Annotated in this window: 23 protein-coding genes; 15 read left to right on the plus strand and 8 right to left on the minus strand. The window is 41.6% G+C overall.

Translation table 11 applies throughout. The features are described 5' to 3' along the window. Positions 1–9: 9 nt before the first annotated feature. Genes waaA through Q5H80_RS00745 form a run of 3 tightly spaced genes read left to right on the plus strand, consistent with a single transcriptional unit; the run spans position 10 to position 2,963 of the window. Positions 10–1,329, plus strand: a complete 1,320-nt coding sequence (gene waaA / locus Q5H80_RS00735; protein WP_304566473.1) for a lipid IV(A) 3-deoxy-D-manno-octulosonic acid transferase — start codon at positions 10–12, stop codon at positions 1,327–1,329. Continuing rightward, positions 1,326–2,066: a glycosyltransferase family 25 protein gene (locus Q5H80_RS00740; RefSeq protein WP_304566475.1), complete on the plus strand. Its 741-nt coding sequence runs from the start codon at positions 1,326–1,328 to the stop codon at positions 2,064–2,066. The genes waaA and Q5H80_RS00740 overlap by 4 nt, the downstream gene beginning before the upstream one ends. Positions 2,067–2,069: 3 nt before the next feature. Further along, positions 2,070–2,963 carry a hypothetical protein gene (locus Q5H80_RS00745; protein WP_304566477.1) on the plus strand — a complete coding sequence of 298 codons (894 nt, stop codon included), beginning with the start codon at positions 2,070–2,072 and terminating at the stop codon, positions 2,961–2,963. Position 2,964: 1 nt separating this feature from the next. Here Q5H80_RS00745 and Q5H80_RS00750 read toward each other — a convergent pair whose 3' ends face one another. Next, entirely contained in the window at positions 2,965–3,687 is a 723-nt protein-coding gene (locus Q5H80_RS00750; protein WP_304566479.1) for a 3-deoxy-D-manno-octulosonic acid kinase, read from the minus strand. Between the two features lie 71 nt (positions 3,688–3,758). Here Q5H80_RS00750 and Q5H80_RS00755 point away from each other — a divergent pair, with 71 nt between their 5' ends. The 6 genes from Q5H80_RS00755 to Q5H80_RS00780 are packed head-to-tail and all read left to right on the plus strand — an operon-like array spanning position 3,759 to position 8,954. Next, on the plus strand, positions 3,759–4,859 hold the full coding sequence (locus Q5H80_RS00755) for a glycosyltransferase family 9 protein (protein ID WP_304566480.1): 1,101 nt from the start codon (positions 3,759–3,761) through the stop codon (positions 4,857–4,859). After that, complete coding sequence (locus Q5H80_RS00760) at positions 4,852–5,922, plus strand: glycosyltransferase family 9 protein (RefSeq protein WP_304566481.1); 1,071 nt, start codon at positions 4,852–4,854, stop codon at positions 5,920–5,922. The genes Q5H80_RS00755 and Q5H80_RS00760 overlap by 8 nt, the downstream gene beginning before the upstream one ends. Before the next feature lie 9 nt (positions 5,923–5,931). After that, positions 5,932–6,420 carry a pantetheine-phosphate adenylyltransferase gene (gene coaD, locus Q5H80_RS00765; protein WP_304566483.1) on the plus strand — a complete coding sequence of 163 codons (489 nt, stop codon included), beginning with the start codon at positions 5,932–5,934 and terminating at the stop codon, positions 6,418–6,420. An 18-nt stretch (positions 6,421–6,438) separates the two neighbouring features. Further along, positions 6,439–7,395: a glycosyltransferase gene (locus Q5H80_RS00770; protein ID WP_304566485.1), complete on the plus strand. Its 957-nt coding sequence runs from the start codon at positions 6,439–6,441 to the stop codon at positions 7,393–7,395. Further along, entirely contained in the window at positions 7,385–8,272 is an 888-nt protein-coding gene (locus tag Q5H80_RS00775) for a lipopolysaccharide biosynthesis protein (RefSeq protein ID WP_304566487.1), read from the plus strand. The genes Q5H80_RS00770 and Q5H80_RS00775 overlap by 11 nt, the downstream gene beginning before the upstream one ends. 7 nt (positions 8,273–8,279) lie before the next feature. Continuing rightward, the gene (locus Q5H80_RS00780; RefSeq protein ID WP_304566489.1) at positions 8,280–8,954 is read left to right on the plus strand and encodes a CatB-related O-acetyltransferase; all 675 of its coding nucleotides are present in this window, start codon (positions 8,280–8,282) and stop codon (positions 8,952–8,954) included. Between the two features lie 61 nt (positions 8,955–9,015). Here Q5H80_RS00780 and lpxM read toward each other — a convergent pair whose 3' ends face one another. Both lpxM and rfaD read right to left on the minus strand, forming a co-directional pair. Further along, positions 9,016–9,969 carry a lauroyl-Kdo(2)-lipid IV(A) myristoyltransferase gene (gene lpxM / locus Q5H80_RS00785; RefSeq protein ID WP_304566490.1) on the minus strand — a complete coding sequence of 318 codons (954 nt, stop codon included), beginning with the start codon at positions 9,967–9,969 and terminating at the stop codon, positions 9,016–9,018. 75 nt (positions 9,970–10,044) lie between these two features. After that, entirely contained in the window at positions 10,045–10,986 is a 942-nt protein-coding gene (rfaD, locus tag Q5H80_RS00790; RefSeq protein ID WP_304566491.1) for an ADP-glyceromanno-heptose 6-epimerase, read from the minus strand. A gap of 343 nt (positions 10,987–11,329) precedes the next feature. Here rfaD and rfbB point away from each other — a divergent pair, with 343 nt between their 5' ends. From rfbB to Q5H80_RS00815, 5 genes are all read left to right on the plus strand, one after another. After that, positions 11,330–12,424 (plus strand): dTDP-glucose 4,6-dehydratase, encoded by a 1,095-nt coding sequence (rfbB, locus tag Q5H80_RS00795; RefSeq protein ID WP_304566492.1) that lies wholly within the window; start codon positions 11,330–11,332, stop codon positions 12,422–12,424. Continuing rightward, positions 12,424–13,311 (plus strand): glucose-1-phosphate thymidylyltransferase RfbA, encoded by an 888-nt coding sequence (rfbA, locus tag Q5H80_RS00800; RefSeq protein WP_304566494.1) that lies wholly within the window; start codon positions 12,424–12,426, stop codon positions 13,309–13,311. The genes rfbB and rfbA overlap by 1 nt, the downstream gene beginning before the upstream one ends. Further along, positions 13,311–14,192 carry a dTDP-4-dehydrorhamnose reductase gene (rfbD, locus tag Q5H80_RS00805; protein ID WP_304566496.1) on the plus strand — a complete coding sequence of 294 codons (882 nt, stop codon included), beginning with the start codon at positions 13,311–13,313 and terminating at the stop codon, positions 14,190–14,192. The genes rfbA and rfbD overlap by 1 nt, the downstream gene beginning before the upstream one ends. 4 nt (positions 14,193–14,196) lie before the next feature. Then, complete coding sequence (gene rfbC / locus Q5H80_RS00810) at positions 14,197–14,754, plus strand: dTDP-4-dehydrorhamnose 3,5-epimerase (protein WP_304566498.1); 558 nt, start codon at positions 14,197–14,199, stop codon at positions 14,752–14,754. 312 nt (positions 14,755–15,066) lie between these two features. Beyond that, the gene (locus Q5H80_RS00815) at positions 15,067–15,705 is read left to right on the plus strand and encodes a TetR/AcrR family transcriptional regulator (RefSeq protein WP_086050227.1); all 639 of its coding nucleotides are present in this window, start codon (positions 15,067–15,069) and stop codon (positions 15,703–15,705) included. Positions 15,706–15,973: 268 nt separating this feature from the next. Here Q5H80_RS00815 and Q5H80_RS00820 read toward each other — a convergent pair whose 3' ends face one another. From Q5H80_RS00820 to Q5H80_RS00840, 5 genes are all read right to left on the minus strand, one after another. Beyond that, positions 15,974–17,125, minus strand: coding sequence for a murein hydrolase activator EnvC (locus Q5H80_RS00820; RefSeq protein WP_304566500.1), 1,152 nt, complete (start codon positions 17,123–17,125; stop codon positions 15,974–15,976). Between the two features lie 73 nt (positions 17,126–17,198). Continuing rightward, a complete protein-coding gene (gene cysE, locus Q5H80_RS00825) occupies positions 17,199–18,020 on the minus strand; it encodes a serine O-acetyltransferase (RefSeq protein ID WP_009847961.1) in 822 nt (273 codons plus the stop codon). Between the two features lie 269 nt (positions 18,021–18,289). Beyond that, on the minus strand, positions 18,290–19,336 hold the full coding sequence (gene gpsA / locus Q5H80_RS00830; RefSeq protein ID WP_304566513.1) for an NAD(P)H-dependent glycerol-3-phosphate dehydrogenase: 1,047 nt from the start codon (positions 19,334–19,336) through the stop codon (positions 18,290–18,292). Positions 19,337–19,514: 178 nt separating this feature from the next. After that, positions 19,515–19,982: a protein-export chaperone SecB gene (gene secB / locus Q5H80_RS00835; protein ID WP_009847959.1), complete on the minus strand. Its 468-nt coding sequence runs from the start codon at positions 19,980–19,982 to the stop codon at positions 19,515–19,517. A 99-nt stretch (positions 19,983–20,081) separates the two neighbouring features. Further along, positions 20,082–20,516 carry a rhodanese-like domain-containing protein gene (locus Q5H80_RS00840; RefSeq protein WP_016786319.1) on the minus strand — a complete coding sequence of 145 codons (435 nt, stop codon included), beginning with the start codon at positions 20,514–20,516 and terminating at the stop codon, positions 20,082–20,084. A 306-nt stretch (positions 20,517–20,822) separates the two neighbouring features. Between Q5H80_RS00840 and manA the strand changes: the two genes are divergently transcribed. Beyond that, positions 20,823–22,025 (plus strand): mannose-6-phosphate isomerase, class I, encoded by a 1,203-nt coding sequence (gene manA, locus Q5H80_RS00845; protein ID WP_304566521.1) that lies wholly within the window; start codon positions 20,823–20,825, stop codon positions 22,023–22,025. Positions 22,026–22,128 lie beyond the last annotated feature (103 nt).

Raw genomic sequence — 22,128 nt, forward strand, 5'->3', positions numbered from 1 at the left:
GGTCGTTATATGAGCATCGTCGTTCGTTGGGCCTATACCGCGCTACTTTTCTTTGTTAGCCCTATTCTGCTTTGGGGCTTATATCGCTCCAAAGCAAACAAACCGCCTTTTGGTCATCGCTGGAAAGAGCATTTCGGATTTACACCGCCTATTAAGAATAGACAATCGGGTGTGATTTGGATTCATGCCGTTTCAGTAGGGGAAGTGCTGGCGAGTAAGAAGTTAGTTGAACAACTGGCGATACAAAACCCAGATAAAAGAATACTGATCACTACAACAACGAGTACAGGGGCTGAGCAGGTAGAAAAGATGAGCGGTTCGATTAGCCACCGTTATATGCCTATTGATTTTAGTTGGTGTGTTCAACGTTTTATCAACCTCGTTCAGCCAGATAACATGCTCATTATTGAAACGGAATTATGGCCAAACACCATTAACACCGTTGCTAAAAATGATATTCCGATAATATTAGTCAATGGACGATTATCAGAAAAATCAGCCAGCAATTATCAAAAAATGAGTTCGTTAATTTATCCGACAATTTCTAAGTTAAGTTTAATATTGACGCTACACTCTGATGATAAATCTCGATTTGAGTTACTAGGTGCGCCGAGCGAAAAAGTCATTGTCACAGGGTCAATTAAGTACGATGTGTCGATTGATAATAATGTAATCGCACAAGGCGAGCATCTTAAAGATATTTTGGGGCAGGGTAGGCAGATTTTCGTCGCCGCGAGCACCCATGCGGGCGAAGATGAACAAATATTTAGAGCTTACCAACAAGCCAAAAGAGAACTGCCAAAATTACTCTTAGTGATAGTACCTCGTCATCCTGAGCGGTTTGATTCAGTTGCAGAATTGGCTCAAAACCAAGGCTTAGTTTTGGTTCGACGAACCGAAGTTGTTGACGAGTTACCGCTCGATGTCGACGTCTACCTAGGAGATACGATGGGAGAGCTTATGGTTATGCTTTCTGCGAGTGATCTCGTCTTTATGGGAGGAAGCCTACTTGGAAAGAAAGTAGGAGGGCATAACTTCATCGAACCTGCGCTGCTTCAAAAATACTGCTTAACAGGGCCGAGCTATTTCAATTTTGCAGACCTGGCGAATCAATTGATCGACTCGAGCGCACTGTCTGTTGTAGCCGATGAGAATGAGCTTGCTTTACAAATGATCAGTGCATTATCCAAGCCTAAAGAGTTAATTGAAAAAGGGCGAATAGGCTATGGTATAGTTCAACAGAATCAAGGTGCGTTACATAAAACACTCCAATTGATACATCATTCAGCCACCAATAATCAGTCAACCAATATTGAGACATCACCATGATCAAAACTTTTGTTATTCATGTAAGCAAAGGCTACGAAGAACGTAGAAAACATATAGATAAGCACCTGCCAGAAGTGGGCATCACTGATTACGAATATATGTTAGCTGGTGATATCGATGATCTATCTGATGACGTTAGAAATGGTTTTTTTGACGACTCACTGAGGCTCCCTGAGAAGTCTTGCTTTTATAAGCACTACTTAGTGATGAAAAAAGTCGTAGAAGAACAAATTCCACAAGTATTAGTGTTAGAAGATGATGCTTTTTTAAATAGCGATTTTATTGAGCAACTAGAAGCTTTCCAAAGTGAGCTTATTGGTGAAGAGAAGTATCTTGTAAATATTGAAGAGGCATCAAGCTTAGTACCCGCATCAGTAAGAGTGCCAAATCAACATCTGTACTTGTGTAAAACGAATAAGCTTACTGGTGGTTTGCTTTATGACCTTAGTTTTGCTCGCGCAATGGTAGAGCATATGGAAAGCAATGTAACCGACGCACCTATTGATGGTTATATTGGTAATGAACGAACGACATTAGAGTACAATATTTTTTGGACACACCCACCTTTGGTTCGACAGGGCAGTAAAACCGGTGCATTTGATAGTGAGTTGAGTGGTAGAACCTCAGGGCTTTATGCGACGGTTAGAAGTTGGTTTAAAGAGGGATACCGAACTCATGTTCGAAGCCATGTCAGCAGCAAGCACAAAGCACTTTTTAAAAATATTACGAAGTACTAAATTATGAAATCAGAATTGGCTAGAAAACACTTAACATTTGTCATTTATGGCAATGATAGAACTTACTATCAAGGCGCAAGATTTTGCATTTTGTCTTTTTTAGCCAATTGGGTTGAGGCAAATGGAACTCGGCCTGAAATTTCTGTTCTAGCAGAAGAGCCTGAGCACTTCGCTAATATGCCAATTAAAGTGTTTCCGATATCGCCAGCTCAAAAGGCTGAATGGAGTCTAGGCAATACTTATCACTTCAGAATCAAGAACCGCGGCTTAAAATATCTTTGTGATAATTTAGAGTTGAGTCCTGAAGATAAACTGCTTTTTCTAGATACAGATACGTACTTTAACGTGCCAACAAACGTTTACTTCGACTCTATATCGGATAAAAACGCGTTACTGTTTTGCTCAGAAGTGAACATCAATACTTTGCCAAGCACCAATGAGTATGCACATATCAGAGATAGAGATATAAAGCTTATGGATGGCAGTGTCTACCGCACCAACCCAGACTCAGTTATGTGGGCGTCAGCAGTCATCGGTATCACCGGAAATCACACATCAGCTTTTGATCATGCCGATGTGTTGATTCAAGCGTTACGTCAAGAAGGGTGTGAGGCGCACACTTTAGAGCAGTTTGCGTTATCTGAAGCGCTCTCTACACAGGTGAATATTGAACCCGCGAAAGCTTGGCTCAATCATTATTCAACGAGTGGACGAAAAGACTGGGCGAGAACCGTGTTGGAACAGTTCTTTGAAGCACATGGAGATAAACCATTTGAAGAGCAAATACGCTTAGCTAAAGAAGTGTCCTTCAAGCGCCCTCTTGCCGAAGTGATTCGAGGGCATATCTATAAAAAGAAAAAGAAACTTCGTAAGTTATTTGGTTTGAAAGAAGAATAAATCATAGGCTCTCAAGGGTACTCATTTTGTACCCTTGTTCAATTTGTGAAAAATCAAAGTGCTGAGCATCAATCCTTCCTAATCGAACTTCTTTTTCGAATGAGCGCTCGAGTCGCTTTAAATTACTCTCTTTCCAGCTATTACCTGTTTGCGTTAGGCATTTATCAAAATCGATAATCCAAACCTTGCCTGCTTTATCAACGAGAATGTTATGGATATTGAGGTCGGTATGATTGACCCCGGCATCGTGCATTTTTCGAATTTGATGACCAATATCGTTGAAATGGGAATCGGATAGTTTTTTGTTTGATAGTATCTTTACTAAGTCTTCTGCGTCGGAAATCTTTTCAATTAAAATATCGGCTTTGTAAACGAGCCCTTCTTGCGAAACTTTCGCAGCCACGGGTGTCGGGACATTAACTTTATGTGTGGCTAGAAGCTCAAGTAACATTAGCTCTTGGTATGCTCGTGAGTTCTCTAATCCAGTAAATAAATAGCTGTCTCTAACTAGCTTTCCAAACAAGCCGCCGCGATGATAATGTCGAAGAGCGAAATTGCTTTTTTCTCCCTTAACAAACCATGTTGTTCCTCTACCTTGAGCGTGCCCCAGTATTGCTTGATTCGCCTTCCAATAATCCACAGAAAAAGCCAATTCAACGTCTTCGGTGAGTAATTTAGGATTATACCAGTACGTTGTTTTATGGATTTGCTTTGTTGTAAACATGAATCACTGTCTCGTATTGGGGAGTTTATGGCATACTTGGTAGAACAGTATATCAAACGCCGAACAGATTAATGAACGATTCATGTAGTTACCAAAAAATATTAGTTGTTGCCACTCATTGCATTGGTGATAGTTTGTTGATCTCTGCTTTTACCCATAGTCTGAGAAAAGCGTTTCCGACCGCAACAATAGATGTTTTAGTTAATGCTAGAGGGGAGATGGTTTTTGGTACCAATCCAGACGTTGACTCTTTAGTTGAAATTCCGCCAAGAGCATCCGTTAAGGACTATTATCGGATTTTAAAAACGCATGGTCGATATGATTTAGTCGTCAATGAAATGCTTAATGATAGAACAGCTATCTATAGTTTTATCTTTGGTAAGAAAAGACTTGGTGCAATTGATGAATCGCTTTCTGGCGCCTGGGTTAAAAAGTTAATTTATACTCATTACATTAAAGAACAGCATCGCTTTGAGCATAAAATGAGTCGCGTTGCTCGTATGCTGGATACCATAGATGTTAATTGTATTGCACGGCTAGTCTCTCCCGAAGAGTTATTACCTTCAGCGGTTCAAAAGAGATTGCCATCAAACTACATTGTTGTACATGCGCCATCCTCCAACGAAATTAAGCAGTGGCCAGTCTCGTATTGGGTTGAAGTCATCAATCGTCTGATATCTGCAGGTTATAATATTGTCTTATCTGGCGCTAAATTAGAACGAGACGAGACCATTGTTGAACAAATCATTAGCCAAGTTCCTGAATCGAATCAACTGGTCAGTGTTTTGGGGGAATTATCATTAGCTCAAACCTCTGTATTAATAAAACACAGTGATGGTTTTGTTGGACCTGATAGTGGCCCTGGTCACCTCGCATCAGGTTACTCTATCCCAATTGTATCTATTATTAGCGTAGCGCCAGCAAGCATGTGGTCACCTTGGCCATATGAAGAGCCAATTGATGTAACGAACAATTTATACAGCAATGGTGTTAGCTCCCAAAGAGTCGCCAATATTAGACTTGTGCAATCTGAACGTAACTGCGTCCCTTGCTATAAAAATAAATGTCAGATTAGCGATGATGTCTATTCGCCATGCCTTCAAGATATCAAGCCAGATAACGTTGTTTCTGCTGTTCTAGAAATGATGCCATTGGAATCGAACAATGAATAACGCTCTTTCTGCTCCAAAATCTATTTGTATTCTGCGTTTATCTGCCATTGGTGACGTTTGTCATGCCCTTTCTGTGGTGCAACTTATTCAAGCTACCTATCCAGAATGTCAGATCACGTGGGTGATGGGAAAAATCGAAGCTCAATTACTTGGTGATGTACCTGGAATTCAAGTTGTAGTGTTTGATAAAAAACGCGGCCTAAAAGGAATGAAAGAAGTATGGGGATCCCTACGTCCAACTCGGTTTGATTATTTGCTGCATATGCAAGTTGCACTAAGAGCCAGCCTATTAACGTTAGGAATAAAGGCAAAAGTAAAACTTGGTTTTAGTTGGATGCGTGCCAAAGAGGGGCAGTGGCTCTTTACCAATCGCAAGCTGCCAAAAACGGACGCATCTCATGTGTTGGATAATTTCTCTGAATTTGCTTACTTTTTGGGATGTCCCAAACAGGTCCCGAGGTGGGATCTTGCTTTGTCTGATGAAGACCAAAGACTCGCGATGGAGCTTGAGCATGAGCATGAGCCGTATATTGTTATTAGCCCTGCCGCGAGTAAAGATGAGAGAAACTGGTTAGTTGAGCGCTATGCCGCTGTCGCCGATCATGCTTATCAATTAGGCTTTAAAGTGGTTTTTTGTGGTGCTCCAACGGACAGAGAGCGCAGCTTAACCGACAATATATCTCAGCACATGACATCACCTTGTATTAACTTAGTAGGCTCAACCTCGTTAAAGCAGCTTACCGCAGTTATTGGTAAATCCAGTGTTGTGATCGCTCCTGATTCAGGGCCTGCACACATTGCGACGACTCAAGGTGTCCCCGTGATTGGTTTGTATGCGCACAGTAACCCAATGCGAACAGGGCCTTACCATAGTTTAGACAGTGTGGTTTCTGTCTATGAACAGATTGCTGAAGAGCAACACGGTAAGGCGGTTGACGAGCTTCCATGGGGAACCCGAGTAAAAGGAAAAGGTCTTATGGCTCTTATTTCTACAGAATCGGTGATTGAGCAGCTAGAGCGTGAATTAGGCCGATTGAAAAACAAGAAAACATCCAGTGAATAAAGGAATGTCATGAAAATAGCAATATACCCAGGTACTTTTGATCCAGTGACTAACGGCCACTATGACTTAATTAAACGTGCCGCATGTATGTTTGAAAAGCTTGTCATTGGTGTCGCAGAGAGCCCAAGTAAAGCCACCTTATTTAGCTTAGATGAGCGTGTGGCCTTATTGCGAGAAACTTGCCATGAATTACCTAATGTCTCCGTCGAGGGCTTTAGCGGCTTGCTGGTTGATTTTGCGACCGAGCAAAATGCCTCAATTTTGGTGCGTGGCTTAAGAACGACAATGGACTTTGAGTATGAATTTGGTTTGACGACAATGTATCGTCGGCTAAACCCAGAACTAGAGAGCCTGTTTTTGACACCTTCAGAAGAGTTTGCTTTTTTATCATCAACATTGGTTCGTGAAGTCGCTATTCATGGTGGAGACATAGAGCAATTTGTTCCAGAGTGTGTTCATCAAGCTGTTGTCGCTAAAGTAAAAGCTTTTAAAAATTAAATGATTATGAATATTCTAATGTATACAAGAGCCACGTTACCTGTGGTGAATTATGGTGGAACCGAACGAGTCATTTGGGACTTAGTTTATGCTTTGCATCTTGCTGGGCACCGAGTGACGCTGCTCGCTGGTAAAGGCACAAAGTGTGATTGGGCGAGAGTCATAGAGTATCAACCAAATGTACCACTGCAAAGCCAGCTTCCAAATGATATTGATGTTGTTCATTTCCACTCTGATCTAGAGCCTATCTCTTATCCCTATATTTTAACGCAGCATGGTAATTCAGACGGCCCTATTGACCCTAATACCGTATTTGTTTCATCTCAGCATGCAAAAAATCATGGTGCACAAGCTTATGTTTACAATGGCTTGAATTGGGACAACTACCAAAAGCCTAACTTTAATTTGAAACGAGAGCGTTTCCATTTTCTTGGGAAAGCGGCGTGGCGAGTTAAAAATGTTCAAGGTGCCATTGATATTACCAAGAAAGCGGGTCAGCAGCTTGATGTCTTGGGCGGCCATCGATTGAACCTAAAAATGGGTTTTAGGTTAACGCTAGATCGTCATGTTCGTTTTTTAGGGATGGTGGACGATACAACGAAATCTCAAATCATGACTCAGTCAAAAGGTCTGATATTCCCAGTGACTTGGCATGAACCGTTTGGCTTAGCGATTACAGAGAGTTTGTATTTTGGTTGTCCTGTGTTTGGTACACCCTATGGCTCACTGCCGGAATTAGTTTCTAGTGAGGTAGGCCTTTTATCGAGCTGTGAACAAGATCTCGTAGAAGGAATATTAAACTCAGATACCTATGATTCAGCTCGTTGTAATGAATACGCGAGAGATCAATTCAATGCCAATGTCATGGCTGCAGCGTATGTTAGTTATTACGAGAAGGTAGTTGAAGGTAATAAGGCCAATAGTGCATTAGGAAATATTGTCGAGTCTTTTAAAAGGTTGCCTTATGAACGATAAATTGAAACCGAAACTGGTTTTTGTAGGCTATAAGCAACAGTATGAAAAACTAGAAATTGATGTCCTATCGTCTGATTATGAAAAGCATCATATTTTCCTAAGTAAGTGGCTAGTTAAATTGGTTTCCTTTTTATTTTTCTATAGTAAAAAACACTATCATGAGGCTTATGGAGCGATCATAAGACGAAAAATAAAGGCACTAAATGGCTTCGATGTCATATTCACCACCGACTCTTTGAGGGATATAAAGTCGATATCAAAGGTCGATGGGAGGAAGGTGATTGTTTTTAGAAATGTCACAGATGGAAGCCTGAACCATCATCTAAAAGGTTTCGAAACGTATACTTTTGATGAAGGTGATGCAGCAAAGTATGACTTTAAGCATATTTACCTGCCTATGCCTCAACTAAAAATCATCGATGAGATAGCAAAATCATCTGATTACGATGTTTCTTTTGTTGGTGTTGATAAAGGAAGGAAAGAAAAGGTTCAAAAAATAAAAGATGCACTGGATGGGTTTAAGTGCAATTTTATTGTTTTTGATAAAAAACCTTCTTATTCCTATGTTGAATACCTAACCGTGATGCTCAATACCAAATGTGTACTGGAAATTGTTCTTGATGGACAGACGTCTGATACTATGAGGGTTAAAGAAGCGTTATACGCCAGAAAGAAAATTATAACGAATAATACGAGTCTTTATAATCACCCTTTATACTCAAAAGATAACTTTCTTATCTTTGACTCTCTAAGTGAATTGGCTAGTAATATTGAAAGCTTTATTTCTAGCGAATTTGATGAATCAGTTTTGATTAAGCTTGAAGATTACACTGTTGATGGTTTTTATCACAAACTCCTATCTGGTAATGGCGAATAGACTCATTATGAAAAAAATCATACGTAAGATAAAGAAGCTAATATTCATTCGTGATCAAAAAAAGCATAGGAACTTCCTTTCTCGAAAATCAAACTTTACAGACACTCAATTTGAAGGCTGTAACTCTGTAGCAAGCGATTGTGATGTGAACGCTTCATATATTGGCTTCGGCACTTATATTGATACTCATTGTAATATGAACAATGTCAAAATAGGTCGTTTTTGCTCGATTGCTAATAATGTGAAAATTGTCTTAAATAATCACCCGGTTAATGATTACGTGTCGACTCACCCGTGCTTTCATCGTGCAGATCATCGATTGATGCAAAAACAAGGGTTGGATTTTAACAAAGGTACTATTTACTCGCATACTAAGTATGTTGAGGGGCATTACCAAGTTGTTGTTGGATCCGATGTTTGGATTGGTGAAGACGTGAAAATATTCCCTGGAGTGACTATCGGGCATGGTGCAGTTATTGCAACAGGTTCTATTGTGACCAAAGACGTTGAAGCATTCAGTATTGTGGGTGGTGTTCCGGCGAAAGAGATTAAGAAGCGCTTTACTGAGCAGGAAAGGGGAGCTCTTTTAAATGAACAGTGGTGGGAATGGCCACTTGAAAAAATCAAAGAGCATCAAGGAGCCTTCATTAGCATCAAAGATTTCAAACGATTGATTAGCTAAAGTTTTCTAATTAATCAATCGAGTCTATATGCCTACGTGTAGGTTTATACCCATATGTAGGTTAATAACCCACATATGGGTCTTGTCCATCCCTGCGTGTTTTTAACAACTTTAAAATCCACATGTACTGCTCAGGTCTAGGATTAACAAAACCTTCAACGACTTCATTCATTGCTCTAGCATCTTGATGTTCATCGCCAGATAACTCAATGGGTGCTTTGATTTCAATTTCGTATTTACCCGTCTCAATATTATAGCTAGCAAAGGTTGGAACGATCTTCGCTCGGCTTACTTTTGCTAGTTTTCCAAGTCCGGGCAAGGTTGCTTTTTCAGTCGCAAAGAAGTCTGAGAATACACTTTGCTCTGGGCCATGGTCTTGATCTGGCAGGTAATATCCTAAGTAGCCATCTTTGACTGATTTGATAAAAGGCTTAATGCCTCCACTGCGATCATAAACTCGTCCGCCATACTGAACTCTTTGCTTGTGCATTAACCAATCGGTCAGAGGGTTTTTCTGGCTATTGGCCATCGCAGATACGGGTAAGCCTCTTGAAGCTAAAAGGATAGCCGGAATGTCGATGCACCAAGAGTGAGGCACTAACAAAATAGCACTTTGATTGTCTTGTTGTAGCTGCTGTAAGTGTTCTAATCCAATAATTTCTGAGTGTTTTTCAAGCCAACGTTTACTGCGTAATGATATGGCAGGAAAACCAAGTAAAAAGGCGCCAGCAGTTGTTAGGCAATTGGTTAGAATGGTTTCACGCTCTTGAACAGACTTTTCTGGAAAACAAAGCGCGAGGTTTATACGTGCCTTTTGTACTGAGCCACGTTGCTTCTTCGCCATTTTTGTCGCCACGAACTTTGCTATGGCTACTCGAATCGAGTTTGGCAGCAAAGAAATGGGCAGGCATAGGCATAGCCCGAGCCAAGTTCCCCAGTGTTTTGGTGATAAAAACGCACTGATGAATTTAGGGTTGTATGCTTTAGGATCGTAGTCGTCGCGTTGAGTTGTCACTGTAAACCTTAAACTGGCGATAAATATTGAACAAGCTAACAGTGTACCGTTAGCTTGTTTTCGGGATTATGTAATCTAGCGATTAACTGACTGCATGTACTCGCTGACGCCTTCAGCAACCGATTTAAATTGAACATCGCAACCGGCATCGCGCAGCTTAGTTAAATCTGCTTGAGTAAATTCTTGGTAAGCGCCTTTCAAATGCTCAGGGAATGGGATGGTTTCAATCTCTCCCTTACCGTGATGTTTAATCACCGCTTTTGCGACCTCTTCAAATGATTCGGCATTACCAGTACCTAGGTTGAAGATGCCGGAAACTCCATTTCTTAAGAACCACAGGTTTACGGCCGCAACATCACCAACATACACAAAATCACGCTTGAAGGTTTCGCTTCCTGCGAATAATTTCGGGTTTTCACCGGCGTTCATTTGATTGTTTAGGTGGAATGCGACAGAGGCCATGCTGCCTTTGTGCTGTTCACGTGGACCGTAGACATTGAAGTATCGAAAACCAGTGATTTGAGAAAGCGTTTCGTTGTGCGCGGTTGCATCTGCAGTTAAGCGACGCACATAGTTATCAAATTGCTGTTTTGAATAGCCGTATACGTTTAGCGCGCCTTCGTACTGCGGCTCTTCGATAAAGGTATCGGTTTCACCATAAGTGGCAGCAGAAGAAGCATACAAGAAGGGGATCTCGCGCTCGATACAGTAATGCAGTAACTCTTTAGAGTATTCATAGTTGTTGAGCATCATGTATTTGCCATCCCACTCTGTGGTCGCAGAACATGCACCTTCATGGAAAATTGCTTCAATATGACCGAAATCATCACCAGCCATAACTTGAGTTAGAAAGTCATCACGATCCATGTAATCGGTGATATCTAGGTCAACCAGGTTCTTAAATTTTTTGCCATCTTTTAAGTTGTCGACAACTAGAATATCGTTGTGGCCTGCTTCATTGAGCGCCTTAACAATATTGCTGCCAATCATGCCTGCACCACCAGTTACGATAATCATATTTCTTCCTACTTTTTTGAATACAAACTCACACGAGTATAGCAAGGAACAAACGAAGCGAGCTAGCGGAATAATTCTTTAATTCTAGTGTGATATGATTGTGTTAATCTAGTCATTATTACTTATCTCAAACTCGAGTTTATGGAGGCTAGTATGATAGTTCTCTACTTTACGAGTTTGTTCGAGGGTCATCGCATGAGATTTATTGCGGTAGTAATTGACTCGGAGCTATTTGAGTTAATGAGACTTATAGTTTGTGCTAATAGCTCAAACTCTACTTGAATAGCGAGCGACTGAGTTACACAATGAAAAGAGTTTTGTCACTTTATATTTTAGGGTTTTTATGAAGATATTAGTTACAGGCGGTGCTGGTTTTATCGGTTCTGCGGTCATTCGTCACATTATTAACAATACACCTGATAGTGTTATTAATGTCGATAAATTAACTTATGCAGGTAACTTAGAGTCTCTTGTTGAGCTTGAAGACCATGAGCGCTATGCATTTGAAGCGGTCGACATTTGTAACCGTACTGAGCTAGACCGTATTTTTGGGCAGCATAAGCCTGATGCAGTAATGCACTTGGCTGCTGAATCTCATGTTGACCGCTCGATTGACGGCCCTGCTGCATTTATCGAAACTAATATTGTTGGTACATATACATTACTTGAAGCAACTAGAGCCTATTGGAATGAGCTTTCTGAAAGTGATAAAGCTGCTTTTCGTTTTCACCATATCTCTACTGACGAAGTCTATGGCGATTTAGAAGGTACGGATGACTTGTTTACCGAGACGACGTCGTATGAGCCATCAAGCCCATACTCCGCTTCGAAAGCTTCTTCTGATCATCTCGTCCGATCTTGGCTACGCACTTATGGTTTACCAACCGTCGTCACTAATTGCTCAAATAACTACGGCCCTTACCACTTCCCTGAAAAATTAATCCCATTGATGATTTTGAATGCTCTCGACGGAAAACCTCTGCCAGTGTATGGCAACGGTATGCAAATCCGTGATTGGTTGTTTGTCGAAGATCACGCTCGAGCGTTGTACACGGTGGTCACTGAAGGTGAGGTAGGTGAAACCTATAACATTGGTGGTCACAATGAAAAAGCAAACATTGATGTGGTAAAAACGATCTGTTCATTACTTGAAGAGCTGGTGCCAAATAAACCAGAAGGTGTGGGTAAGTACCTTGACTTGGTTACTTATGTCACTGATAGGCCGGGGCATGATGTACGTTATGCAATCGATGCGTCAAAGATTGAGCGTGAATTGGGTTGGAAGCCAGAAGAAACTTTTGAGTCTGGAATTCGTAAGACGGTTGAGTGGTACTTAGATAACAAGCAATGGTGGTCACGAGTATTAGATGGCTCATATGCCGGCGAACGTTTAGGTGCGTGTTCTGGAATGCAGGAAAATGAAAAGGTAATCAAATAATGAAAGGTATTGTCCTCGCGGGGGGATCAGGTACACGCTTGTATCCTCTGACTCGTGGTGTTTCTAAGCAGCTATTGCCTATTTATGATAAACCAATGGTGTTTTACCCCATTTCGACGTTAATGTTGGCTGGTATCAAAGATATCTTGATTATCACGACACCTGAAGACAATGCCGGTTTTCAACGCTTGCTAGGTGATGGCTCTGATTTTGGTGTCAACCTTGAATACGCAATTCAACCAAGTCCAGATGGTTTAGCGCAAGCTTTTATCATTGGTGAAGAGTTTATTGGTGATGATAGTGTTTGTTTGGTGTTAGGGGATAATATTTTCTATGGTCAGGCTTTTTCTAAAACTCTAAAAAATGCCGCTTCAAGAGAGTCTGGTGCTACCGTATTTGGTTATCAAGTCAAAGACCCCGAGCGTTTTGGCGTGGTTGAATTTGACGAAAGAATGAAAGCCGTTTCGATTGAAGAAAAGCCAGAAATACCCAAATCTAACTATGCGGTGACCGGATTATATTTCTATGATAACCGAGTTGTTGAAATGGCGAAGCAAGTGAAGCCATCTCATCGTGGAGAGTTGGAAATTACCACGCTTAATGAAATGTATCTAAATGATGGCTCTTTGAGTGTGGAACTATTAGGCCGTGGTTTTGCCTGGTTAGACACTGGTACACATGAAAGTCTTCATGAGGCTTCATCTTTTGTTCAAACAATTGAAAATGTACAAGGACTTAAGGTTGCTTGTTTAGAAGAGATTGCTTGGCGCAATGGTTGGTTAACTGATGAGCAAATGTTAACACTCGCTAAACCAATGATGAAAAATGAATACGGTCAGTATTTGACTCGTTTAGTCACTGGCCTTCAACATAAGGCAAAGGCTTAATGCGCGTACTAATTACTGGCTGCAATGGTCAAGTTGGCTCTTGTCTAGCTAAGCAACTGACTAATAATGAGAATATATTGGTGTTAGCGCTTGATAGAGAGCATCTTGATATTGCGTGTCAAGAGTCAGTCAATGCAGTTGTTACCGAATTTCAACCTACTATTATTATCAATGCAGCGGCGCATACTGCGGTTGATAAAGCTGAAGAAGAAGTTGAACTTTCTTATGCGATTAATCGTGATGGTCCCAAGTTTTTAGCACAAGCTGCGCAAAATCTAGGGGCTGCGATTCTACATATTTCGACGGACTATGTCTTTGAAGGCAATAAAGTAGGGGAGTATCTAGAGAGTGATATCACAAACCCACAAGGTGTTTACGGTGAAAGTAAGTTAGCCGGTGAAATAGCTGTTACCGAGGCGTGTGATAAACATATCATCCTTCGTACTGCTTGGGTGTTTGGTGAAAATGGCAATAATTTCGTTAAGACCATGCTTCGTTTAGGTGAAAATCGAGACACATTGAGTATCGTAGGTGACCAGTTTGGTGGACCTACGTATGCAGGTGATATCGCAAGTACCTTGATCAAAATCGCTAACCTCATTAATCAAGGTGATGTGGTGGAATATGGTGTTTATCACTATTCGGGTCTGCCGCATGTGAGTTGGTTTGAATTTGCTGATGCTATTTTCAATGTTGCAGTCGAGCAAGGCGTTATTGCAAATAAACCGAATCTAACGAGCATTTCTACCGACCAATATCCCACGCCAGCAACGCGTCCAAGCAACTCTCAATTGAGTACAGAAAAAATCACGACCCTTTTCTCGGTCGGGCCTAGTGACTGGAAGGCGGCACTAAGCAATATTAAAGCGTACGCAGGATAAGAAAATGAAAGTAATAGCTACCCGCATACCTGATGTGAAAATTATAGAACCCAAAGTGTTTGGTGACGAGCGCGGTTTTTTCATGGAGACGTGGAGCCAAAAACAATTTGAAGAGCTAGTCACAGGTAAGCCAACACGGTTTGTACAAGATAACCACTCTAAGTCTAAACTGGGAACTCTGCGCGGCTTGCATTATCAAACTAAAAATACCCAAGGTAAGTTGGTTCGAGTTGTATCGGGTGAGGTATTTGATGTTGCTGTTGATATTCGAAAAAACTCTGCGACCTTTGGTCAATGGGTTGGAGAGCTTCTTTCCGCAGAAAATAAGCGTCAAATGTGGGTGCCCGAAGGTTTTGCTCATGGTTTTTATGTGACGAGCGATATGGCTGAGTTTGTTTATAAGTGTACGGATTTTTATAACCCAGATGCGGAAATGTCAATCGCGTGGAATGATCCGGGATTGGATATAAAATGGCCTTTAAATCAAGATGTCCCTGTTGAATTAGCAGAGAAAGATCGTTGTGCATTATCTTTTGAAAAGGCTTTAAATTGGATGCTGTAGTTTATATCGCATAGTTGCTGCGGTAAGCGAAAAATATATATGGATACAAACTAAATCAACAGAGGTTCGGGGTTACGACAGGTAATAGAAGACCCCATACACCAGAGATCTGTAAGGCCTAAGTTATAGAAAGGGTAGTATTTTATTAACGTTCGAAGGCGTTACCGATTCGATGCACTCAAGATGGTTGTCTGCTAAGTGCTGAACTTAGCCTGTTTTCGTCAAAGCTAATTCGACCAGATGTTAACAGGTCGATCTATCTGTTTAGTGGCGATATACTGAACCACTAAACGGATAGGGATCTAATTGCTAATGAAAACACGTGACAAGATTGTTTACGCAGCTCTAGAGCTTTTTAATGAGCATGGCGAGCGTAGTATTACGACCAATCATATTGCTGAACACATCGAAATCAGCCCTGGTAACCTTTACTACCACTTCCGCAACAAACAAGAAATCGTACGTGATATCTTTACTCTCTACTCGACAGAGTTGCTTGAAAGGTTTACTCCGATTCAAGGGCAGCAAGAAAGCCTGACGCTACTAAAGAGCTACTTAGATTCTATCTTCACGTTGATGTGGAAGTATCGATTCTTCTATGCAAATTTGCCTGAAATATTGTCACGTGATGAAAAACTGCACCTTGATTACATGGCCGTTCAAGAAAAGCTGCAAACGAATCTTGTGGATATTATGAGAGCCTTTGTTGAGTTGAACTTGCTCAAAGCAACCGATACAGAAATGAAATCGATGGTGACTTCTCTTCACTTGATCGCATCGGGTTGGTTGGCGTATCAGTCTGCGATGTCTCCAAAAGCTCAAATTACAGAGCAAGTTGTGCATCAAGGAATGCTACAGATGATCGCAACAGTTAAACCGATTGCGACTACTCAAGGTTTTGAGCAGCTGACATTGCTAGAAGATGGTGTGAGAGCGCTGAACTCTAAGTAGTCTGCTCAAAAAAAGATGTATTTTAAGTAGCTGCGTCATTCCCTACAGCGAGAGCGAGGAACGAGCGTGATAGGGAATCTTTTTATGTTAGGGCTCGAAAGATGACTCACGGGAGTATGAGATAGAGATTCCAGATATTTAGTCCCTCAATTCTGGAATGACGAAGTTTTATAAGTGATGACTCCCGGGCTGAGGGGGGATATGTTTCTTTTCCTAGAGCCCACTCTTCATATCATACATCTAGGTTACTCGAATACTGAATCTGTTCTTATCTAACCAACCATCTTTTTGGGTTTTGAGCTTGGCTGTTTCTACGAATTTCAAAGTACAGCGATGGTCGGGTTTGTCCACCAGTGTCACCGGCGAGAGCTATCGCCTCACCCGCTTTAACCTTGTCACCTTCTTTCTTTAAAAGCGCTTGGTTAAAGCCATACAGTGTCATGTCGCCTTTACCGTGGTCCAGCAGTACCACTAAACCATAACCACGCAAGTACTCGGCAAATACGACCGTTCCCGAGTATACGGATTTTACTTGCTGACCGTATTTCGCTTTGATCACCATGCCTTTCCAATTTACTTGGCCAGTTTGGCGTGAGCCGTAGTTATGCAGAACTTTATCTTTGATTGGCCAAGGTAATTTACCTTTACGTTTGGCTAAGCCATCCATAGGGATTGCATTGCGTCTCTCTCGAGCGGCTTTTTCTGCTTTCGCTATTTCGGCTTTTAGGCGAGTTTCATTACGTTGAAGTTCGGCTAAGTAATTTTTGTCGCCAGAGATGTTTCTCTTAATGCTGCCGACGGTCTTTTTTCGCTGCGTTTGAGTCTGCGATAGTTTGTTGCGCTTTGCTACCTGTTGATTTAACAGTGTTGCAATTTGTTCTTGCTCAAGTTGGCGTTGCTTATGGCTTTCTTCTAACTCTAGTTGAGTTTGTTCTATCGTTTTGATTGTGGCAGAGCGTGCTTTGGCGAGGTGTTGGTAATAGTGACTAATGCGGTCTTCTTCAACGCCAGTATTTAAGATGTGAGAAGAGGCTTTAGCTCTGCTAGTCATGTAGTAAGTCTGAATCAGCTGCTCTAACTTATCTGTATGGGCTTTTTTCTGTGCTGTAAGCGCTTTAATCTTATTATCTAAGCTAGCAACATTAGCATTGGCGGTATTGAGTTGTTTTTTACTTGTTTTAATGGCTTTTTCAAGCAAGGAGATAGAGAGCTCTTGTTGCTTGAGGTTTGCTTGTAAATTGTCGAGCTTCTTCTGTTGTGATGATAGTGTTTTTTGTTGACGAGATATCTCACTCGACACACCTTTCAGCTCCCCTTTCGATGCGGCAAGTGGCGATGCAGAGAAAAGAACAGCGCAAAGGCTGGCAGATATCAAAAGAACAGTGCTAAGTATTTGGACTGGTTTCATCATTATCGTCATGTTGCTCTTATTAGTTCTTAGCATCTGCTCTTAAGTTTTTCGTATCTCGGTTCATCGAACCTACAATCAGCTCTTAAATCCCATCACCATGGATGAAGTTTTGCGAGCGGCCATTGAAGCCTTGGTCCATATCTAAAGATGGCTTATCTGTTTTCGGTTTTCCGACAATTTTTGCAGGAACGCCTGCGACTGTTGTATGAGGTGGTACGGCTTGTAGTACAACAGAGCAAGACCCAATCTTCGCGCCTTCACCTACTTCAATGTTGCCAAGGATTTTAGCACCAGCCCCAATCATCACACCTTCGCGAATCTTAGGGTGACGATCGCCGCCTTCTTTACCGGTACCACCAAGGGTCACGTCTTGAAGGATCGAGACATCATTTTCGACTACTGCTGTTTCACCAATCACGATACCAGTAGCGTGATCGAGCATGATTGCTTTACCGATACGCGCGGCAGGGTGAATATCAACTTGGCAAGCGACTGAAATTTGGTTTTGTAGGTAAGTGGCAAGCGCAATACGGCCTTGTTTCCATAGCCAATTCGCTACTCGATAACCTTGAAGTGCATGGTAGCCTTTAAGGTACAGCAGAGGCATCGAGTACATCTCGACCGCAGGGTCTCGATTTACCGTCGCGCAAATATCACAAGCAGCAGCATCAATAATCGATTGATCTTGCTTAAATGCTTGCTCAACTACTTCACGGACTGCCATTGCTGGCATTGAAGCTGTCTTTAACTTGTTTGCTAGGATGTAGCTAAGGGCAGCGCCTAAACTTTCATGGTTGATAATCGTTGCATGGTAAAAACTCGCTAGCATAGGCTCTTGCTCAGACTGCTGTCGAGCTTCTTTCACAATGCATTGCCAAACTTTTTGTTGTTCACAGTGTTTCATTTTCCATCCATTCCTTTAAACCAGATACGCGTAGCGAGATGAGAGATACGAAGCGCTTAGAAAAGCCAATTAGCGTAAATGAGATTCCAGGTACTTCGTTCCTCAATTCTGGAATGACGAACATTATATTAACGTCATCTTCAAGAGTAAGGAACGAGCGAGTTGGAGAACTTTCTTCGGGTAATTTACTTCATGCTATTCGCACCTTGATTGCCCGGATCTCATATTCTCTTTGTATCTCGTTTACTCTAATGTCGTATCTGCTCTTATTATCTTTCTGACTTTTTATCTCGTGCAAGCAGATCTTGTGCTGCTAGGTGTGCATCTTTCCCTTGATACAACACTTGATAAATCTGTTCAACAATGGGCATTTCAACGCCCATACGTTCTGATAGTAACCAAACTTCTTTGGTGTTGCGATAACCTTCCACTACTTGGCCAATTTCTTCTTGTGCTGTATCTACATCTTTACCTGCGCCAAGTGCCAAACCAAAGCGACGGTTACGTGATTGGTTATCAGTACAGGTTAGCACTAGGTCACCCAATCCAGCCATGCCCATAAAGGTTTCTGGTTGCGCACCAAGAGCTGCGCCTAGTCGACTCATCTCAGCTAGACCGCGAGTGATAAGTGCAGTACGTGCATTGGCACCAAAACCAATACCATCCGACATGCCAGCACCAATGGCGATGACATTTTTCACTGCACCACCAAGCTGCATGCCAATAAAATCTGAATTTGCGTACACACGGAACGTTTTGCCACAGTGAATTTTTTCTTGAAGTTGCTCAAGGAATTCTGCATCAGGGGAAGCCACAGAGATTGCCGTTGGCATACCCATAGCTAACTCTTTGGCGAAGGTAGGCCCTGATAGAACAGCCAACGAGTAATCATCACCAAGCACATCGTGCGCGACATCTTTTAGCAGGCGACCAGTTTCCGGTTCTAAACCTTTAGTAGCCCAGCAGATACGAGAACAATCTGTTAAGTGAGGCTTAAGGCTATTTAAAACGATACCAAATACGTGGCTAGGAACGACAACAAGAAGATCACGACTTGCTGTTACTGCCTTCTCAAGATCCGACTCGATGATTAGGCTTTCTGGGAAGTCGATATTTGGCAGAAATTCATTGTTCGCACGCTCAGATTCGAGACGAGCCATGTGAACAGGGTCATGGCCCCACAGAACAACGTTTGCACCGTTTCGCGCTAGAGATATAGCTAAAGATGTTCCGTAAGAACCTGCGCCAATTACTGTCATTGCGATCTCTTTGCCGTAAGCGTTTGTCGTGTTAGTCGGGCGAGTTGTTTCTGTCATGCTTCCACCTAAAAATAATGAGGGAAATCGAAGAGTTCTGGAAAAGCTGTCCACTAAAATAAGAGGAGCTTTCAATCTTAGTACAGTGTAAAGAAAAAATGCACATCGCAGAAGTTGCGATGTGCATTTAAAAGCTAACTAGCGCTTGAATCGTTAGGGTTAAGTTCTACAGTGAGACTTAAGCTTGTTCGCCTTCAGCTTGTTGAGCTTGGTTTTGTAGGTAGTTCATGAACAAAGCATCAAAGTTAACTGGTGCTAGGTTCAGTTGTGGGAACGTACCTTTAACCACTAGGCTAGAAATTGTTTCACGAGCGTATGGGAACAGGATGTTCGGGCAGAATGCACCTAGGCAGTGAGCTAGTTGGCCAGCTTCCATTTCGCTTGCAGAGAAGATGCCGCCTTGTTGAACTTCACAAAGGAATGCAGTGTCTTCTGCGTTTTTAACCGTAACCGTTAGACGTAGGATTACTTCGTACACGCCTTCGCCAAGTTCACGGCTTTGAGTGTCTAGGTCCAGTTTTACATCTGGGTTCCACTCTTTTTGAAACATGTCTGGAGAGTTTGGCGCTTCGAAAGATACGTCTTTTAGGAAGATACGTTGGATTGCGAAGTTCTGTTGTGCGTCTTGTTGTGCTGCTTCAGCCATTTTCTTGTCCTTAAAGATTTATAATTAGGTTTCGTTCGCCATCTCTGTTGAACAAAACCTTAAAGTCATATTCGTTTAGTTAGGTCAGCTTACTTTTAACTACTTTTTACCTTTCACCAAAGGTAGGTTAGCTTCGCTCCAAGCCACTAAGCCGCTTTTCAGCACGCTTACGTTTTCGAAACCAGCTTTGACCAGTAGGTTAGCGCTTTCTTGAGCTGTTTGACCTGTCTTACATACTACGATGATTGGGTCGGCTTTGTGGCTTTCAAGGCTACCAAAGCTATTTGCTTTGATATCTGACGGCAAAATGTGAACTGCGTCAGTAATATGGCCCTTTTTGAACTCATCCTTAGTACGAATATCAACCACAACACCATTTTCACGGTTAATCATGTGTGTGGTTTGTGCTGCCGTGATCTCTTTGTAAGCTGCGTTTGATGTCTTGATAACGTTCGCAATGATGGCAACAACCAAGCCGATCCATACGATGGCTAAAATCATATTCTCTTGAACAAATGGAACTAACTCTTGCATATCTTGAACTCTTATTCGTTATTGGGCGAAAAATTATAGGGTAGGAGTATAGCGAGGTTTTGGGTTTGGTGTATATAGAGCCGAAGTCATAGTTAGGTTCTTACCATTTAGACCTCAAAGCCATTATTGTGATTGGTAAGAGGAGAAACAGAATTTTTTTTGCTTCCTACTGAGACATTGGAGATAATAACATAAGTATTAAGCCATTCCTGTATATGCGTAGTGTGATTTCGCCTGATTATCAAAGGGCGGTAGCATGCCTATTTTTTGAGGTGGCTAAAATTTAAGGTGTCAGGAATTACATAAATGTTTGAAGCTGAAAAAGAAAAAAAATTTTTTGAGATGGATAATGTCATTCAAAATTTTGCTTGGGGTAGTAAGTCTTCGTTTAGTCAGTTATTTGATATAGATAACATTGGCAATGAACCACAAGCTGAAATGTGGATGGGGGCTCATCCAAATGGGTGCTCAAAGGTTCAAAGTAGCGACTCAAAAGTATTATTGTCTCAATTGATTGATGTTCACAAAGATGAATTTCTATCAAAGCAGATAAGTGAGAAATTTGGAGAGTTACCGTATCTATTTAAAATTCTAGCCGCTGAAAGTGCACTGTCTGTTCAAGTGCATCCGAGTAAAGAGGAAGCTGAGCTTGGTTTCCACAAAGAAGAGCAAGCTCAGGTTCCTCTTTCAGCTCATCACAGGAATTATAGGGATTCGAATCACAAACCTGAACTGGTTTATGCTTTAACTTCTTATCAAGCTATGAATGGTTTCCGAGCAATCCCTGAGATTATTTCATTATTTTCAGGTGTTGGGGTTCCACAGTTAAGTGAGTTGCTTGAACATTTTAATTCAAACCCTTCTTCAGAAGGACTTCGTGAGTTTTTTGTAGGTATCCTCTCACTGGAAGGGGATAACAAAGTCGAAGCTGTCGACTCATTGGTTTCCCAAATTGAGGACAATGTAACCCAAGAGTTGTCTTCACTAATCTTAACATTGTCAGAGCAGTATCCTGGTGATGTCGGCTTGTTCACCCCATTAATGCTCAATGTCATTACTTTGGAACCTGGAGAGGCGATGTATTTAGATGCCAGAACGCCCCATGCCTATTTAAAAGGGACGGCATTAGAAGTTATGGCTAATTCTGATAATGTTCTTAGAGCAGGTTTAACCCCTAAACATATTGATGTTCAAGAACTCGCTAGTTGTACTCTTTTTGAGGAAAAGCCGTTTGATGCGCTAAAGTTAGCGCCGATAAGTGAGAATGGTGTTCTCACTTATTCCGTTCCGGTTCCTGATTTCAGATTCTCTGTTTATGAAAACCCGAATAATGAGCTTGTTTGTCCAGAAAGTGCCGAGATTTTATTGCCGTTGGATGCTGAACTGACGTTAACTCATGGCTCTGGTGAGGTTGTGACGTTGAAAAAAGGAAAGTCAGTTTTTATACCGGCATATGTTGATGAATATCGTATATCTTCGAAAGGAAATGTAGCTAAAGCTCATTGTTAATCCAGCGTATGACAACCAACTGTTAAGTAGTTTGGCGCTGTTTTGAAGCTATTTATTGTTATCCCTTGCTCTGACTACGAAGCAGGGGCCAAAGTATTGATTA

The organism is Vibrio sp. SNU_ST1 (assembly GCF_030563405.1).
GTDB lineage: Bacteria > Pseudomonadota > Gammaproteobacteria > Enterobacterales > Vibrionaceae > Vibrio.

Coding starts and splice junctions, on each gene's coding strand:
- waaA (WP_304566473.1), top strand. CDS start 10: ATGAGCATCGTCGTTCGTTGGGCCTATACCGCGCTACTTTTCTTTGTT.
- Q5H80_RS00740 (WP_304566475.1), top strand. CDS start 1,326: ATGATCAAAACTTTTGTTATTCATGTAAGCAAAGGCTACGAAGAACGT.
- Q5H80_RS00745 (WP_304566477.1), top strand. CDS start 2,070: ATGAAATCAGAATTGGCTAGAAAACACTTAACATTTGTCATTTATGGC.
- Q5H80_RS00750 (WP_304566479.1), bottom strand. CDS start 3,687: ATGTTTACAACAAAGCAAATCCATAAAACAACGTACTGGTATAATCCT.
- Q5H80_RS00755 (WP_304566480.1), top strand. CDS start 3,759: ATGAACGATTCATGTAGTTACCAAAAAATATTAGTTGTTGCCACTCAT.
- Q5H80_RS00760 (WP_304566481.1), top strand. CDS start 4,852: ATGAATAACGCTCTTTCTGCTCCAAAATCTATTTGTATTCTGCGTTTA.
- coaD (WP_304566483.1), top strand. CDS start 5,932: ATGAAAATAGCAATATACCCAGGTACTTTTGATCCAGTGACTAACGGC.
- Q5H80_RS00770 (WP_304566485.1), top strand. CDS start 6,439: ATGTATACAAGAGCCACGTTACCTGTGGTGAATTATGGTGGAACCGAA.
- Q5H80_RS00775 (WP_304566487.1), top strand. CDS start 7,385: ATGAACGATAAATTGAAACCGAAACTGGTTTTTGTAGGCTATAAGCAA.
- Q5H80_RS00780 (WP_304566489.1), top strand. CDS start 8,280: ATGAAAAAAATCATACGTAAGATAAAGAAGCTAATATTCATTCGTGAT.
- rfaD (WP_304566491.1), bottom strand. CDS start 10,986: ATGATTATCGTAACTGGTGGTGCAGGCATGATTGGCAGCAATATTGTT.
- rfbB (WP_304566492.1), top strand. CDS start 11,330: ATGAAGATATTAGTTACAGGCGGTGCTGGTTTTATCGGTTCTGCGGTC.
- rfbA (WP_304566494.1), top strand. CDS start 12,424: ATGAAAGGTATTGTCCTCGCGGGGGGATCAGGTACACGCTTGTATCCT.
- rfbD (WP_304566496.1), top strand. CDS start 13,311: ATGCGCGTACTAATTACTGGCTGCAATGGTCAAGTTGGCTCTTGTCTA.
- rfbC (WP_304566498.1), top strand. CDS start 14,197: ATGAAAGTAATAGCTACCCGCATACCTGATGTGAAAATTATAGAACCC.
- Q5H80_RS00815 (WP_086050227.1), top strand. CDS start 15,067: ATGAAAACACGTGACAAGATTGTTTACGCAGCTCTAGAGCTTTTTAAT.
- Q5H80_RS00820 (WP_304566500.1), bottom strand. CDS start 17,125: ATGACGATAATGATGAAACCAGTCCAAATACTTAGCACTGTTCTTTTG.
- cysE (WP_009847961.1), bottom strand. CDS start 18,020: ATGAAACACTGTGAACAACAAAAAGTTTGGCAATGCATTGTGAAAGAA.
- gpsA (WP_304566513.1), bottom strand. CDS start 19,336: ATGACAGAAACAACTCGCCCGACTAACACGACAAACGCTTACGGCAAA.
- secB (WP_009847959.1), bottom strand. CDS start 19,982: ATGGCTGAAGCAGCACAACAAGACGCACAACAGAACTTCGCAATCCAA.
- Q5H80_RS00840 (WP_016786319.1), bottom strand. CDS start 20,516: ATGCAAGAGTTAGTTCCATTTGTTCAAGAGAATATGATTTTAGCCATC.
- manA (WP_304566521.1), top strand. CDS start 20,823: ATGTTTGAAGCTGAAAAAGAAAAAAAATTTTTTGAGATGGATAATGTC.